16 protein-coding genes are annotated in these 14,463 nt (G+C 70.3%); 10 read left to right on the forward strand and 6 right to left on the reverse strand.

The genetic code is table 11. The features are described 5' to 3' along the window. Positions 1-27: 27 nt before the first annotated feature. Positions 28-981 (reverse strand): helix-turn-helix domain-containing protein, encoded by a 954-nt coding sequence (locus tag G6N31_RS19820; protein WP_163722273.1) that lies wholly within the window; start codon positions 979-981, stop codon positions 28-30. A gap of 178 nt (positions 982-1,159) precedes the next feature. Here G6N31_RS19820 and G6N31_RS19825 point away from each other — a divergent pair, with 178 nt between their 5' ends. From G6N31_RS19825 to G6N31_RS19835, 3 genes are read left to right on the forward strand one after another with little or no spacing between them, the layout of a single operon-like run. Next, the gene (locus G6N31_RS19825; protein ID WP_420089937.1) at positions 1,160-1,435 is read left to right on the forward strand and encodes a hypothetical protein; all 276 of its coding nucleotides are present in this window, start codon (positions 1,160-1,162) and stop codon (positions 1,433-1,435) included. 37 nt (positions 1,436-1,472) lie between these two features. Then, complete coding sequence (locus G6N31_RS19830; protein WP_098000451.1) at positions 1,473-2,312, forward strand: SDR family oxidoreductase; 840 nt, start codon at positions 1,473-1,475, stop codon at positions 2,310-2,312. 21 nt (positions 2,313-2,333) lie between these two features. Further along, complete coding sequence (locus tag G6N31_RS19835) at positions 2,334-2,912, forward strand: helix-turn-helix domain-containing protein (protein ID WP_098000449.1); 579 nt, start codon at positions 2,334-2,336, stop codon at positions 2,910-2,912. Here the strand turns inward: G6N31_RS19835 and G6N31_RS19840 are convergent. Further along, positions 2,868-3,884: an NAD-dependent epimerase/dehydratase family protein gene (locus G6N31_RS19840; RefSeq protein ID WP_098000447.1), complete on the reverse strand. Its 1,017-nt coding sequence runs from the start codon at positions 3,882-3,884 to the stop codon at positions 2,868-2,870. The two genes, G6N31_RS19835 and G6N31_RS19840, sit on opposite strands and share 45 nt — an antisense overlap. Positions 3,885-3,975: 91 nt before the next feature. On the opposite strand from G6N31_RS19840, the gene G6N31_RS19845 reads away from it, so the two are divergent. Beyond that, positions 3,976-6,537, forward strand: coding sequence for a DEAD/DEAH box helicase (locus G6N31_RS19845; RefSeq protein ID WP_098000634.1), 2,562 nt, complete (start codon positions 3,976-3,978; stop codon positions 6,535-6,537). Between the two features lie 46 nt (positions 6,538-6,583). Continuing rightward, positions 6,584-6,715 (forward strand): hypothetical protein, encoded by a 132-nt coding sequence (locus tag G6N31_RS27675; RefSeq protein WP_264033579.1) that lies wholly within the window; start codon positions 6,584-6,586, stop codon positions 6,713-6,715. 15 nt (positions 6,716-6,730) lie between these two features. Here G6N31_RS27675 and G6N31_RS19850 read toward each other — a convergent pair whose 3' ends face one another. Together G6N31_RS19850 and G6N31_RS19855 are read right to left on the reverse strand one after the other, a co-directional pair. Beyond that, positions 6,731-7,021: a DUF3618 domain-containing protein gene (locus G6N31_RS19850; protein WP_098000445.1), complete on the reverse strand. Its 291-nt coding sequence runs from the start codon at positions 7,019-7,021 to the stop codon at positions 6,731-6,733. Beyond that, positions 7,008-7,421 (reverse strand): phage holin family protein, encoded by a 414-nt coding sequence (locus G6N31_RS19855; RefSeq protein ID WP_098000443.1) that lies wholly within the window; start codon positions 7,419-7,421, stop codon positions 7,008-7,010. The genes G6N31_RS19850 and G6N31_RS19855 overlap by 14 nt, the downstream gene beginning before the upstream one ends. Before the next feature lie 99 nt (positions 7,422-7,520). On the opposite strand from G6N31_RS19855, the gene G6N31_RS19860 reads away from it, so the two are divergent. The 5 genes from G6N31_RS19860 (at position 7,521) to G6N31_RS19880 (ending at position 12,478) form a co-directional block, all read left to right on the forward strand. Beyond that, positions 7,521-8,606 carry a spore photoproduct lyase family protein gene (locus G6N31_RS19860; RefSeq protein WP_234815120.1) on the forward strand — a complete coding sequence of 362 codons (1,086 nt, stop codon included), beginning with the start codon at positions 7,521-7,523 and terminating at the stop codon, positions 8,604-8,606. Positions 8,607-8,688: 82 nt separating this feature from the next. Next, entirely contained in the window at positions 8,689-9,915 is a 1,227-nt protein-coding gene (locus tag G6N31_RS19865; RefSeq protein WP_098000439.1) for a YihY/virulence factor BrkB family protein, read from the forward strand. Positions 9,916-9,992: 77 nt separating this feature from the next. Beyond that, complete coding sequence (locus tag G6N31_RS19870) at positions 9,993-10,205, forward strand: hypothetical protein (RefSeq protein ID WP_098000437.1); 213 nt, start codon at positions 9,993-9,995, stop codon at positions 10,203-10,205. Between the two features lie 3 nt (positions 10,206-10,208). After that, positions 10,209-11,282: an NAD-dependent epimerase/dehydratase family protein gene (locus G6N31_RS19875; protein WP_098000435.1), complete on the forward strand. Its 1,074-nt coding sequence runs from the start codon at positions 10,209-10,211 to the stop codon at positions 11,280-11,282. Further along, entirely contained in the window at positions 11,279-12,478 is a 1,200-nt protein-coding gene (locus G6N31_RS19880; protein WP_098000433.1) for a flavin-containing monooxygenase, read from the forward strand. The genes G6N31_RS19875 and G6N31_RS19880 overlap by 4 nt, the downstream gene beginning before the upstream one ends. Here G6N31_RS19880 and G6N31_RS19885 read toward each other — a convergent pair. Next, positions 12,421-13,599, reverse strand: coding sequence for a PP2C family protein-serine/threonine phosphatase (locus tag G6N31_RS19885; RefSeq protein WP_234815119.1), 1,179 nt, complete (start codon positions 13,597-13,599; stop codon positions 12,421-12,423). The two genes, G6N31_RS19880 and G6N31_RS19885, sit on opposite strands and share 58 nt — an antisense overlap. Further along, positions 13,596-14,399, reverse strand: coding sequence for an alpha/beta fold hydrolase (locus G6N31_RS19890; RefSeq protein WP_098000431.1), 804 nt, complete (start codon positions 14,397-14,399; stop codon positions 13,596-13,598). The genes G6N31_RS19885 and G6N31_RS19890 overlap by 4 nt, the downstream gene beginning before the upstream one ends. Between the last annotated feature and the right edge of the window lie 64 nt (positions 14,400-14,463).

A 14,463-nucleotide genomic window follows, 5' to 3' on the forward strand; every position in this document is an offset into this window, starting at 1 on the left:
TGGGCCAGCGTAGTCGCTGTGCTGTGGTCAGCTCGCCAGGGTGTGGACCGGGTCGACACCGAACTGGCGGCGGTAGTACACCTCGAACGACGCGACCGCGCCGAACCCCCACCGCGCCGCAACCTCGCCGACGGTGGTGCTCGCCGGGTCCTCGCAGACCAGTTCGCGGTGGGCGTGGTGCACCCGGACCCGCCGCAGGTATTCGACCGGGGTTATGCCGATCTGCTCGACGAACATCGCGTGCACGGCGGCATGCGTGACCCGCACGGCGGCCGCCACGTCGGCCACGGAGATGTCGGTGTCGGCGTGATCGTCGATGAACGCGGTCGCCCGATCCAGCAGCTTGCGGCCTGCGTCGCGCCCCGCCCCGGCGGGGCCGGTGGTCGCGGTGTTCGGAAACGCCGCCAGCACACAGCCCGCGACGTAGCGCGCCAGAGGACCGGTGACCAGCGGCTCGTCCACGGCGTGCGGGTTCGATCCCACGCCGATACGCAGGTGCGACAACGCGTCGGCCACGTGTCGATTGGCCTCGGCCGAGACCGGCGACATCGACAGCAGCGCGACCGGTTCCCCGTCGTCGGTCGGCCCGGCCACCGCGGCCAGCAGGGAACGGTCGATCATGACGACGTCGTAGCGCGCCCGGTCGATGTGGCCGAAGATGCGCTGGCCGACCCGGCCGCCGAACGCAACGACCGAGCCCGCACCGTGCAGTTCGAGGTCGCGGCCCAGCAGGTTGCCGCCCAACAGGCCGGACCGCACCCGGCAGATCAGCACCGCATCGGTCGGGTCCATGTCGGTCGTCAGCCGGTAGGTGAACTCCGCGTCATCGAGCGTCAACGGCCCGATCCGGTTGCGAAAGACCCGGGTGCGCGATGCGGCGGTCTCGGGCACCTTCATCAGGCGCATCCTGGAGTAGAAAGCGCTCAACGCCTGTTCGGCTTCGCCGACGTCGTCGGCGTCGACCAGGACCGTCTCGGCCACACTTCCTCCCGCCTTCGCTCGCGGCCCGCTGTTCACAACGTTCGTGAACCCTCGATTATGCGCCGGTCGGCAAATCGTCACCGCCGCCCGCGCCCACCGGCGGTCTGCGGGCCGCCCGAGGAAAACGACCCGATGCACGCGCACAACAGCAAAGTTCTGCGGGCGGTCTTGTATACCTATGGGTGTGGACGACAACACCGAGGGCGGCGACGCCGCCGACCCGGACCGCGCACCGGCTGCAGAATTCGCCCTTGACCAGCGCGTCCGGGTCCGTCCGGACACGCCGGACGAGAAGCGGGGGGTCATCGTCGAAGACTTCGGCGCCGACGCCGGATATGCCGTCGATGTCGGCGAGACCCGCATCGTCGACCCGAGCCGGCGGTGGGCGGTCGCCCTCGACGACGGCGGATTGGAGTTCGTCGACACCGACGACCTGGTGGCCGACACCGACTGACTTCCGATGCCACTGGCTGCGGAACTAGGGTGAGTCCATGGGTACCTACGCCGTCACCGGCGCAGCATCGGGTATGGGCGCGGCGACGGTGCAGCGGCTGCGCGCCGCCGGGCACCGGGTGATCACCGTCGATGTCAAGGACGCGGACGTCGTCGCGGACCTGTCCACGGAAGCCGGTCGGCGAGAGGCGTCACTGCGGGTGCTCACCACCGCCGAGGGCCGCCTCGACGGCGCGGTCCTCGCGGCCGGCATCGGCCCCAACCGCGGGCCCGACGTCGGGCGCATCGCCGAGGTGAACTACCTGGGCGCCGTCGAGTTACTGGCGCGGTGGCAACCTGCGCTGGCCGCGACGGAGCACGCCAAAGTGGTGGTGATCTCCAGCAATTCCACCACCACGACCCCGCTGGTGCCGCAGCGAGCGGTGCGCGCGCTGCTCGCCGGCGACGTCGCGCGCGCGACCCGGGCGGTGCGCCTGTACGGCCCGGCCCGGCCGGCGATGATTTACGCGGCATCGAAGATCGCGCTGACGCGGTGGGTGCGTCGCCACGCCGTGCAGGCGGACTGGGCCGGAGCCGGCATCCGGCTCAACGCGCTGGCGCCCGGGGCGATCCTGACCCCGCTGCTGGAGCAGCAGCTGGCCGATCCGCAGCAGAGCAAGGCGGTGCGACGCTTCCCGATTCCTGTCGGCGGCTTCGGCGATCCGGGCCACCTCGCCGACTGGGTGTGCTTCATGCTTTCCGATTCGGCGGAGTTCCTCTGCGGGAGTCTGATTTTCGTCGACGGCGGCACCGACGCGCATTTCCGTCCCGATGACTGGCCCAAGCCGGTACCGCTGCGGCAGTTGGTGCGGTATGCGCGTCGGTTCCGCAACTCCTGACGTCATCCCGGGCGGGGCGCGATGAACCTTCAACGGGCCGCCGGACGGCCCCGCGACGCATCGATCGACGAGCGGGTGCTGGCGGTGACGCGCGAGTTGCTGCTCGACGTCGGCTGGGACGAATTGAGTGTGCGGTTGGTGGCCACCCGGGCCGGCGTGGGACGGGCGAGCCTGGGTCGTCGCTGGAATTCCAAGGCCGAGTTGGTGTTACACGCGATCCTGGGCGAAACACCGGATCTGGCCCCGTTTTCGGGCACCGACCTGTACGGATGGGTCGAGTGGCTGGTGCGGGGCAGCCACGAGCTGTTCGCCCGTCCGGATGTGCGCGCCGCGGTGCCGGGACTGCTGGTGGCGTTGCGCGAGAACGCACAGCTGCGCAGCACGCTGTGGGCCACGTTCAGCGGGCCGGCGATCGACCTCTACGTCGCCCACGTCGACGCGCAGACCGAGGCGCAGCGCCGGCGGGCCGAACTCGACGCCAGGGCGCTGCTGGCGATGGCGGCCGGGGCGGCGCTGTTCACCGCGACGGTCGCCGACGAGGCCGACGCCGAGGCGTTACGCGCGCGGATCGCCCAGCTGCTGACCGCCGCGGTGGGCTGACTGGTAGCGCACCGATTCGGCGATCGTCTCGCGCGGATCGCGCCAGGTCACGCCCAGGTCGGTGGTGGTGACGCGGTCGTCGGTGGGGGTCGCCGAGGTCAGCAGCCACGCGGCCTCGTAGCTCAGGCCGTCGGTCAGCGGCAGGAACCGGCCCGCGGCGTCGGCGAAGCGCCCGAAGGTGCGCAGCGTTGCCGGTGACAACCGCACCCGGCGTACGCGACGGCCCAGCCCGGCCTCCAGCGCGTCGATCATCTCGTCGAACGTCAGCAGGTGCCCGCCGCAGACGTACCGGTGCGGACCGCGACCGGGTCGCATCAGGCGCTCGTGCACCTCGGCGACGTCGCGCACGTCGACCATCTGCATGCCGCCGCGCACGCTCGGCGCGACGCCCGCCCGCAGGATCGGCGCCCAGCCGCGTTCCGTGACGCCGGCCTCGGTGTGGAACGGCGGTCCGACCACGCTCGACGGGTAGGTCACCACGACCGGGGCACCGGCCGCCTGCAGCCGCCGGGCCACCCGGTCGGCGTAGCCCTTGGTCCTGCCGTACGCGCTGCGACCGGCCGCGGTCGGGGTGTCGGCGGAGATGACGCCGTCCGGCGGCGGGAACAGGGCGCTGTAGCTGCTCACCGACACCACCGGGTCCAGCCCGGCCTCCACCGCGCGGGTCAGCACCGTCTCGGTGGCGTGGGCGTTGATCTCCCACATCAGCGCCGCCTGCCGCTCGCTGGTACCCACGACGCCGGCGGCATGCAGCACCGCGTCGACGTCGCGCAGCAGTTCGGTGATCGTCTCCTCGGCGCGCACGTCCCCGGCCAGGACGTCCACCTGCCCCAGCGCGCTCAACTCGGTGACCACGCGGCTGCCTACCTCGTGCGGCAAGGTCAACAGCTTGACCTGGTGTCCGGCCGCGAGCAGCGCGCGCACGCTGTGCGCGCCCAGATATCCCGTGCCTCCCGTAACGGCGATGCGCACCAGCGTGGCCTCCTTCTCCTCCGGGCGGTCAGATTACGAGGCCAATGGCATCGGAACAAGTCGGGCCGGCCACGGTGGTTAAGTGGGCCCGATGGACCTGAGCGCACCGACCGGCCTCGCCGACGACCCCGATGCGCTGTTCACCGCCTACGCCGCCTGGGCCGCCGAGCAGGGCACCACGCTCTACCCGGCGCAGGAGGAGGCGCTGATCGAACTGCTCAGCGGCGCGCATGTGGTGCTGGCGACGCCGACGGGTTCGGGGAAATCGCTGGTCGCCACCGGCGCGATCTATGCGGCGCTGGCCGCGGGCCGGCGCAGCTACTACACCGCGCCGATCAAGGCGTTGGTCAGCGAGAAATTCTTCGCGCTCTGCGACGTGTTCGGCGCCGAGCACGTCGGCATGCTGACCGGCGATGCCGCCGTCAACGCCGACGCGCCGATCATCACCTGCACCGCCGAGGTGCTGGCCAACATCGCCCTGCGCGGCGCCGACGCGCCCACGGCCGAGGCGATGGTGGTGATGGACGAGTTCCACTTCTACGGCGATCAGGACCGCGGCTGGGCGTGGCAGGTGCCGTTGCTCGAGCTGCCGCGCGCCCAGTTCCTGCTGATGTCGGCCACCCTGGGTGACGTCACCGCGCTGCGCGCCGACGTGACACGACGCACGGGCCGGCCCACCGCTCTGGTGGCCCACGCCGAACGGCCGGTGCCGCTGTTCTATTCGTATGCGACCACCCCGATGCACGAGACCATCGGCGAGTTGCTCGACACCGGGCAGGCGCCCGTCTACGTCGTGCACTTCACGCAGGCCTCGGCGCTGGAACGAGCGCAGGCTCTGATGAGCGTCAACGTCAGCAGCAAGGAGGACAAGGTCGCGATCCGCGATGCGATCGGCGACTTCAGGTTCTCCTCGGCGTTCGGTAACACGTTGTCGCGCTTGGTCCGTCACGGGATCGGTGTGCACCACGCGGGCATGCTGCCGAAGTACCGGCGTCTGGTCGAGCAGCTGGCCCAGGCCGGTCTGCTCAAGGTGATCTGCGGCACCGACACGTTGGGGGTCGGAATCAACGTGCCGATCCGCACCGTGGTGTTCTCGGCACTGTCCAAGTACGACGGCACCCGGACGCGTCTGCTCAACGCGCGCGAGTTCCACCAGATCGCCGGGCGGGCGGGCCGAGCGGGCTTCGACACCGTCGGCACCGTCGTCGTGCAGGCACCCGACCACGAGGTGGAGAACCTCAAACAGTTCGCCAAGGTCGCCGACGATCCGAAGAAGCGCCGAAAACTGGTGCGTCGCAAGGTCCCCGAGGGCATGGTGCCCTGGAGCGAGGCCACCATGACCAAGTTGGTCGACGCCACGCCCGAGCCACTGGTCAGCCGGATGCGGGTGTCGACGGCGATGATCCTCGATGTGGTGGCCCGGGCGAGCGAAGCGACGGGGGATGAGGACCGGGCGAGCGAAGCGAAGGGGTATGGGGCCGAGCGGGGTGATCCGTGTATTGCGATGCGCCGGCTGCTGACCGACAACCACGAACCGCGCAAGCGCCAGCTGGCCTTGATCCGCGAGGCGGTCGGCATCGCCCGCTCGCTGCTGCAGGCCGGGGTGCTGGAACGTGTCGACGACCCCGCGGGCCGCTTCTACCGGCTCACCGTCGATCTGCCGCCGGACTTCGCGCTGTATCAACCTCTCTCGACGTTCGCACTGGCCGCCATCGAGCTGCTCGACCCGGCGGCGTCGACCTACGCGCTCGACGTGGTGTCGGTGATCGAGGCGACGCTGGAGGATCCGCGCCAGATCCTGGCCGCGCAGCTGAAGAAGGCCCGCGGCGAGGCCATCGCGCAGATGAAGGCGGACGGCATCGAATACGACGAGCGTATGGAGTTGCTCGACGAGGTCAGCTACCCCCAACCGCTGGCGGAGTTATTGGAGCACGCCTTCGACGTGTACCGCCGCAGCAATCCGTGGGCCGGTGACACTCACCCCGCACCGAAAGCGGTGGTCCGCGAGATGTGGGAGCGGGCAAGCACTTTCCAGGAGTACGTCAGCCTCTACGGGCTGACCCGCTCCGAGGGCGCGGTGCTGCGTTACCTGTCGGATGCGGTCAAGGCACTGCGGTCGGGAATACCGGCGGCCGCGCGCACCGAGGAGGTCACCGACATCGTCGAATGGCTCGGCGAGCTGGTGCGCCAGGTGGACTCCAGTCTCCTCGACGAATGGGAGCAGCTGACCAGCCCGCACCCGGAGGTCGCCCCGGTGACGGTCCCGGCCCGGCCCCGCCCGCTGACGGGCAACGAGCGGGCGTTCACCGCAATGGTGCGCAATGCGCTGTTCCGTCGGGTCGAGTTGTTCGCCCTGGCCCGCTGGGACGAACTCGGCCGCCTGGACGCGGATTCCGGATGGACGGCGCAGCGCTGGGAGGAGGTCGGCACCGCCTACTTCACCGAGCACGCCGACGTGGGCACCGGCGCCGATGCTCGCGGTCCGGCGCTGCTGATCTTCGACCGGGGCCCACGCACCTGGCGGGTGCGGCAGATCCTCGACGACCCTGCGGGCGACCACGACTGGGGCTTCGAGGTCGACGTCGACCTCGACGCGTCCGACGAGGCCGGTGTCGCGGAGATCCGGATGGTCGACGCCGGCCGGATGGACTGAGTCGTGCGCTTCGCGGGTATCCGCGGTGACGACCGAAGGAGCAGCGATGGCACGCACGCCGGACGAGCAGACCGAACAGCCGCAGGGCGGCCGTCCCGGACCCGAGGACCACGGACGGGAGGGCGGCATGGCGACTCGGGAGATCGCTCCCGAGATCACTGAACCCGACGAAACCTGACGCCGGGCGGCCGCGCTAGCGGCGACGCAGCCAGATGACCAGGGCGACGGCGGCCACGGCGGTGACGACCACGCCCACCGGAATCGCGGGCTTGGCCCTGGCGGTACTGACCGCGTCGTGACTGCGCTGGGTGACCGCCTCGCGGGTGTCGGTGACCTTCTGCTGCGCGCGGCCTTTGACGTCGAACTTGTCCGACAGCGCGCTCACCGTGTCGGAGAGTTCCTCGCGGGTGCGTTCGATATCGGCCTGCAGCTCGTCGACGCCGGCGTCGGGTCCCGGCTCGGGCCGCTGCTCAGGTCCGGCCATGGCGGGCCTCCTTGATCTCGGTGATGTCGCGTTTGACGCTGTCGACAGATTCCGCGGCCGGCGGCGGTACCTGTTCGACCTGCTTCTTGCTGATCAGCGCCGCGATACCGGCCGCGACGAACAACACCGCGGCGACGATCACCGCCGCCGCCCACACCGGCAGCACCAGTGCCAGTGCGGCGACCGCCGCGGCGATCAGCGTGGCCAGCCCGAGCACCGCCAGCACCCCGGCCGCGCCGATCAGCCCGGCTCCGACGCCGGCATGCCGGACGGACTGTTGCAGTTCCTTCTGTGCCAGCCGCATCTCGTCGCGCACGAGGCGGGAGGTCTGCGCGGAGAGTTGGGTCATCAGCTCTCCGACGCTGGGTTCGGCCCGGTGATCGGCCGTCGGATTCGCCATGTCGTTTGCCTCCTGATCGGCGGTCCTCGGGGGTCGGGTGCCCGTTCCGGCGGCCGACAAACCGCGGAACCGATGCCCTCGAGCGCGCGTTGTCCTCCCATGACCCGTCGGACTCCGCCTGCACTGGCCGGCCGGCTGCTGGACATCACGCGGATCTACCACGAGCCGGACATCGAACGATTCCCGCGCGCCCAGCAGGTGCTGGCCCGCTTCCCGGCCGCCGAACGGATCGAGGTCCCGTCGCATCAGGCCAACCCGGGCCTGTACGGCAATGCCGGCAACGTCGAGGACTGGGTGCGCATCAAACGTGAGGTGCTGGTGCTCGGCGAGAAGAAGGGCCTGTCCGCCCGGCGCAACGAGCGCTCCAGCGACTGGATCGCGCCGTCGACAGCCAACGGCTGCGCGATGGCGTGCTCCTACTGCTATGTGCCGCGCCGCAAGGGCTACGCGAATCCGATCACGGTGTTCGCCAACATCGAACGCATCACCGGCTACCTGGAACGCCACGCCGCCCGCCAGGGCGTCAAACCCGAACCGAACCAGTGCGATCCGGTCGACTGGGTCTACGACATCGGCGAGAACAGCGACTGCTCGGCCGACGCGATGGTCAGCGACAACGTCGCCGACCTGGTCGAGTTGTTCGGCCGGCTGCCCAACGCCAAAGCCAGTTTCGCCACCAAGCTGGTCAACCCGGCGCTGCTGGACTACCAGCCCCGAGGCGGCACCCGGATACGGTTCAGCCTGATGCCCGAACAGACGTCGCGGGTCGTCGACGTCCGCACGTCCAAGATCAGCGACCGCATCGCCGCGCTGGACGACTTCGTCGACGCCGGCTACGAGGTGCACTTGAACTTCAGCCCGGTTGTGGTGCACGAGAACTGGTTGGCGGACTGGGCGGAGCTGCTGCAGCAGATCGCCGACGGCACCACCGTGCGCACGCGGCGCCAGCTCGCCGCCGAAGTAATCTTCCTGACCCACAACCAGGATCTGCATGACGTGAATCTGGGGTGGCATCCCACCGGTGAAGAGCTGCTGTGGCGACCGGATCTGCAGCAGGCCAAGCGCAGCCAGAACGGGCAGTGGAACGTCCGCTACAAGAGCCCGTGGAAGGGCCGGTGGGTGGACCAGCTGCGCGATCTGATCGCGACCACCCTGCCGGACTGCCGTATCCGGTACGCATTCTGAAACCGCACGCCGCACTACTTCGGGTGCACTTTCGCGGCGGGTGCTGCGTTTCGGGCGTCGCCGACGGGGGCATCAACGCCGCATGCAGTACCAGTCCAGCGGGTCCGCGAGCCAACACCGGGTCCGACCGCGACGCAAGACCGGCCCGGTCATCGGTGCGTTCCTCGCGGGGCTGGCCACCGGCGCGGTGACCACCCTGCGCCGCTCCCGCACCGGCGCGCAGGCCGAACCCCCGGTACGCCGCGACGACGGACGCGTCCCCCGCACCGCTCCGACGTCGCAGGAGCCGGTCCCGCATCCCGACGACCCGGTCAAGCCGCAATCACCGACCGAGCTGACCCGCCCGTCGGTCCGCTTCGTGCTGCGCCAGACGATCGGCGAGTTCAGCCGGGACCAGTGCATGGACTTGGCGGCGGCACTGACCTACTGGGCGGTGCTGTCGCTGTTCCCGGCGCTGGTGGTGGTGATGTCGCTGCTCGGGGTCTTCGGTCAGGATCAGCGCACCGCCGACGCGATCCTGCAGATCGTCGATGACGTCAGTCCGGGAGCGGCCGTCGACACCCTGCGCCAGCCCATCGAGCAGATCGCCAGTTCACCGTCCGCCGGGCTGACACTGGTCGCGGGCATCCTCGGCGCGCTGTGGTCGGCGTCGGGCTTCGTCGGCGCGTTCGGACGCGCGATGAACCGCATCTACGAAGTCGAGGAGGGCCGCTCCGCGGTCAAGCTGCGCGTGCAGCAGCTCCTGATCACGTTCGCCGGGCTGATCATCGCAGCCGCGGTCGCGTTCCTGCTGGCCGTCAGCGGGCCCGTGGCTGAAGCGGTCGGCAACTACATCGGTCTCGGCACCACCGGCCTGACGGTGTGGAACATCGCACGCTGGCCGGTGGTACTGGCCCTGGTCGTGCTCGGCGTGGCGATGCTCTATCGGGTCAGCCCCAACGTGAAGCAACCCCGATTTCGCTGGATCAGCGTCGGCGCGGCGATCGCAATCGTGGTCTGGGTCGTCGCGTCGCTGCTGTTCGGTCTCTACGTGGCGAATTTCGGTAGCTACGACCGGACCTTCGGCGCGTTGGCCGGCGTCATCGTGTTCCTGCTGTGGGTGTGGATCACCAACCTGGCGTTGCTCTTCGGCGCGGAGATCGACGCCGAGCTCGAGCGCGGCCGGCAGTTGCAGGCCGGCATCCCGGCCGAGGACACGCTCAAGCTGCCGCTGCGCGACACCGCTGCGATCGACAAGCTCACCGAGCAGGATCGCAGAGACCGGGCGCGGGGCCGGCTCCTGCGCCGGTCGCACGGTCGCCGCGGCTGACGGGCACGATCACGCGGCGTCGTTTGACCGGCACAGACCCCGGGTACCGCCGGTGCAGCCGCTTGAAAGGAGCGCTCATGAGTGTCACCGGACGAACCCGTTCCCTGGCCCGAACCGGACTGAAGGTGCAGCGCCGGGTCGCGCTGGCCCAGATGTTGTTCTGGCCCGCAGTCCTGGCCACCGCAGGGGTGCTCGGCGCCGGTGTCGTGATGGCCCGCCGCCGCAACAACCAATCCCAGTCGACCGCCCCCGATCTGGCCGCCCCCGATCCGGCCGCAGCGGTCAGCTGACCCATGCGCATCGTCGTCACGGGCGCCTCGGGCAACGTCGGCACCGCGCTGCTGCGCCGGTTGACCCGACTGGGCGTCCATGACGTGGTCGGGGTGGTACGGCGGCCGCCGCGGCCGGTCGGCGTTTACGAGCACGTGCGTTGGCACAGCATCGATCTGGCCGCCGACGACGCCGCCGCCCAGCTACGACCGGTCTTCGACGGGGCCGACGCGGTCGTGCATCTGGCGTGGGGCTTTCAGCCCACCCGCAACGTCGACTATCTGCACCGCGTCGGGGTGGGCGGCACCACGGCGGTGCTGGACGCGGCCGACGCCACCTCCGTCGGTCAGCTGCTGCACATGTCGTCGGTCGGCACCTACGCGGCCGGACGCTACGGTCAGCGCATCGACGAGTCCTGGCCCACCTCGGGCATCCCCTCCTCGCCCTACAGCCGCCACAAGTCCGAGGCCGAGGCGGTGCTCGACGAGTACGAAAGCGACCGCGGCGAGGGCGGTGTGCCGATCGCCCGGATGCGACCCGGCTTCATCGTGCAGCGCGCGGCCGCCAGCGGGCTGATGCGCTACGCGCTGCCGGGTTTCCTGCCCACGCTGGCGGTGCCGCTGCTGCCGGTGTTGCCGGTCGACCGCGCGCTGTGCATTCCCCTGGTCCACGCCGACGACGTCGCAGCCGCGGTGCTCAGCGCCGTCGAGCGTAAGGCCACCGGCGCGTTCAACCTGGCCGCCGATCCTCCCCTGACACGCGACGGTGTGGCAAAGGTGATGCACGCCAAGCCGATTCACATCCCGTCCGGACTGCTGGGCACGCTGGTCGACCTGAGCTGGCGTACCCGTGTGCAGCCCATCGACCGCGGCTGGCTGGACATGGCCTTCACGGTGCCGCTGCTCAATTGCGCGCGGGCACGTGCCGAGCTCGACTGGCGCCCGCAGTGGTCCTCGATGGCCGCGCTGTCCGACGTGCTGACCGGCGTCGCCCAGCAGGCCTACGCCGAGAGCCCGCCGCTGCGCCGGCGTTCCATGCTCGAACAGCTCCGTCGCGACCTCACCGACGGGCAGCTGACCACCCGTCACCTGCCGTGACGCCGCCGGACCCGATCGAGGAGGCGGTCGTCGTGATCGGCGCCGGTCCGAGCGGTCTGGCCGTGGCACGTCAGCTCAAGTACGGCCAGCACATCGACGCACTGGTCCTCGACCGCGCCGGCGCCCCAGCCTGGTCGTGGCGCACCCGCTACGACGGATTCCGATTGAACACCTGCGGGTTCTGGTCCCATCTTCCCGGACAACCGATCCCGCTGCAGCACGGCCGCTGGCCCGGCCGCGAAGACATGGTCGCGTACTTCGACGACTACGTTAGGCGGCAAGGACTGCGTACCCGGTTCGGCGTGACCGTCGAGCGGTTGGAGCGCCACCGCGGCCGGTGGCTGATCCACACCGGTCATGAATCATATTGTGCATCAGCAGTTCTGGTTGCAACCGGCAACTACCACACGCCGTGGACACCGCAGTGGCCGGGTCGCGACGAATTCACCGGCCGGCTGCTGCACTCGGCGGAGTGCCGCAACGCCGCGGCATTGCACGGCTGCGACGTCCTGGTGGTGGGGTCGGGCAACTCGGCCACCGACATCGCACTGCAGCTCAGTAATGGTGTCGCGCAGCGTGTCCGAATGTCTGTGCGCACGCCCCCGCACCTGGTGCCGCGGGCCGCGGCCGGCATTCCCGTCGACGCGTTCAGCCCGCTGTTCACACGGCTGCCGGCGGCTGTGCTCGACGCAGCCGCGGCGGTGATGCGCCGCGTGTGGTTCGGCGACCTGCGCGCGGCCGGACTTCCACCGCCACGCCTTGGGATCTACACCGCGCTCCTCGAGGAGCATCGCGTTCCGACGCTCGCCGACGAGCTGGTGCCACGCATCAAAGACGGGCGTATTCAGGTGGTCGCGGCGGTGCGCGAATTCAGCCGCGACCGTGTGGTGCTGGCCGACGGCAGCCAGGTGCGTCCCGACGTCGTGATCGCTGCCACCGGCTACCGCCGGGGACTGGAACCGCTCGTCGGCCATCTCGGCGTGCTCGATGACTCCGGCGTTCCCGTCAACAACGGGGTCCGCTGCGCGGCACCGGGCCTGTGGTTCCTCGGGTACGACGAACCCCTGATCGGCCCGCTGCGTGCGCTGCGGCAGCACGCCGGACCGGTCGCCGCCGAGATGGCCGGGTACCTCGGCGATCAGCGCCGCAACGCCGGCACCCCGAATGCCAGCAGCGCGACATCGTCCTCGACGTAGGCGCCCAGCCGGCTCAACAGATCCGTCAATGCGGCGATGATCTCGTGCGCCGAGGCCGGGGCGTGCTCGCCGACGAACCGCAGCAGGCCGCCGTCGTCGTCGAACCGGGACGGCCCCCGGCCGGTACGCGCCTCGGTCAGGCCGTCGGTGTAGAGCAGCAGGGTGTCCCCCGGCCCGAGCACGAAGCGGGTCTCGACGAAGGACGCGTTCGCGGTGATCCCGACGGCCTGTCCGCCCCGGGTGTCGACCTCGCTGACCCGGCCGTCGGCGTGCATCAGCAGCGCCGGCGGGTGCCCGCCGCTGGCCAGGCGGACCTCGACGCCCTCGTCGGTGAGTTGCAGCGTGCCGACGATCACGGTGGTGAGCACGAAGCCCTCGTCGATCGCCTGCTGCAGCAGCACCGTGTTCAACGTGTGCAGCACCAGACCCGGGTCGTCGTCGACGACGGCGGCCGCCCGCAACGTGTAGCGGGTCGACGACGTCAGCATGGCCGCCGACGCACCCTTGTCGACGACGTCACCCATGAAGAAGCCGTACAGGTCCGCGGCGAGCGGGTACAGGTCGTAGAAGTCACCGGTGACGTCGTCGGCCGCGGCGTGATAGTGCGCCGCGGCGTCCACGCCCGCGGGCGCCGACACCGACGGCGGCAGCAGCGAGCGTTGCAGCGTCGCCGCGAGTTCCTCGGCGCGCGCCCAGCCCGCCTCGGCGCGGCGCCGCTCCTCCCGCAGCTCGCGCTCGTAGGACCTGCGGCCGCGCGCGTCGTGCAACGCCATCCGGATCAACGGCTGCGAATCATCCACCGACCCATCGAGGTTCGCGCTGACCAAGACCGGGAGCCGGGTACCGTCCGGGGCCACCAGATCGACGGCCAGCTCCGAGATGCGCCCGTTGATCTTGAGCAGCGGTGCGAAATGGGTCTCGTAGTGGATGCGCCCGCCGACGCTGAACAATTCGGTGAAGGTACGCCCCACCAGGTCGTCGGGCGCAGACCCCATCCAGTCGACCAGCGTGCGATTGACCGCGATGATGCGGCGGTCCCACGTCGCGGTCAGCAGGCCGCACGGCGCCCGGTCGAAGAACTCCTCGGCGTGCCCGGCCGGGTACGCCCCCGGATCGGTCACCGGGCCCCGTCGACGAACGCGATGATCGCGTCGGCGGTCGCGTCGGGGGCGCTGACCTGCGGGCAGTGCCCGCTGGTGTCCACGGTGCGAAGGGCGGCACCGGGAATCCGGTCGGCCACGAATGCGCCCACCCCGGCCGGGGCGATCGTGTCGTGGGCGCATTCCAGCACCAGCGTCGGCACCCGTACGCGAGGCAGGTCGGCGCGGTTGTCGGACAGGAAAGTCGCGCGCGCAAAGACTTTCGCGCACGCCGGGTCGGTGCGGCAGAAGCTTTCGGCCAGTTCGTCGGCGAGTTCGGGGCGTTCCGGGACGCCCATGATTGTGGGCGCGATGGCACGCGCCCAACCCAGATAGTTGCTCTCCAAAGACTCGAGCAGCTCGTCGATGTCGGCTCGGGTGAACCCGCCGCGGTAGTCGCCGTCGTCGAGATAGCGCGGCGACGGCGCCACGAGCACCAGCTTGGTGAACGCCCCCGGACGCCGGTTGGCGGCCAGCACACCCATCATCGCCGCCACCGAGTGCCCGACGAAGACCACGTCGCTCAGATGCAGACCGTCGATGAGATCGAGGACGTCGTCGGCGTAGGCCTCGAGGTCGGAGTAGCGGGTGGCGTCCCAGGCTGCGGGATCGGAACCACCCGAACCCACATGGTCGAACAGCACCAGGCGGTAACGCGCCCCGAGCGGGCCCGTGACGCGCCGCCACAGGGTCTGGTCACATCCGAATCCGTGCGCGAGCACCAGCGTCGGACCGGTCGGCTGACCGACGATCTCCACGTTGTTGCGGGCCCGCACGTCCACGTCTTTCCTTATACAGGCTCACGAGTGCCTCCCGTGGCGCGGTCGGTCGGGTTTGGGGTGGGGC

This window comes from Mycolicibacterium duvalii (genome assembly GCF_010726645.1).
Taxonomy (GTDB): domain Bacteria; phylum Actinomycetota; class Actinomycetes; order Mycobacteriales; family Mycobacteriaceae; genus Mycobacterium; species Mycobacterium duvalii.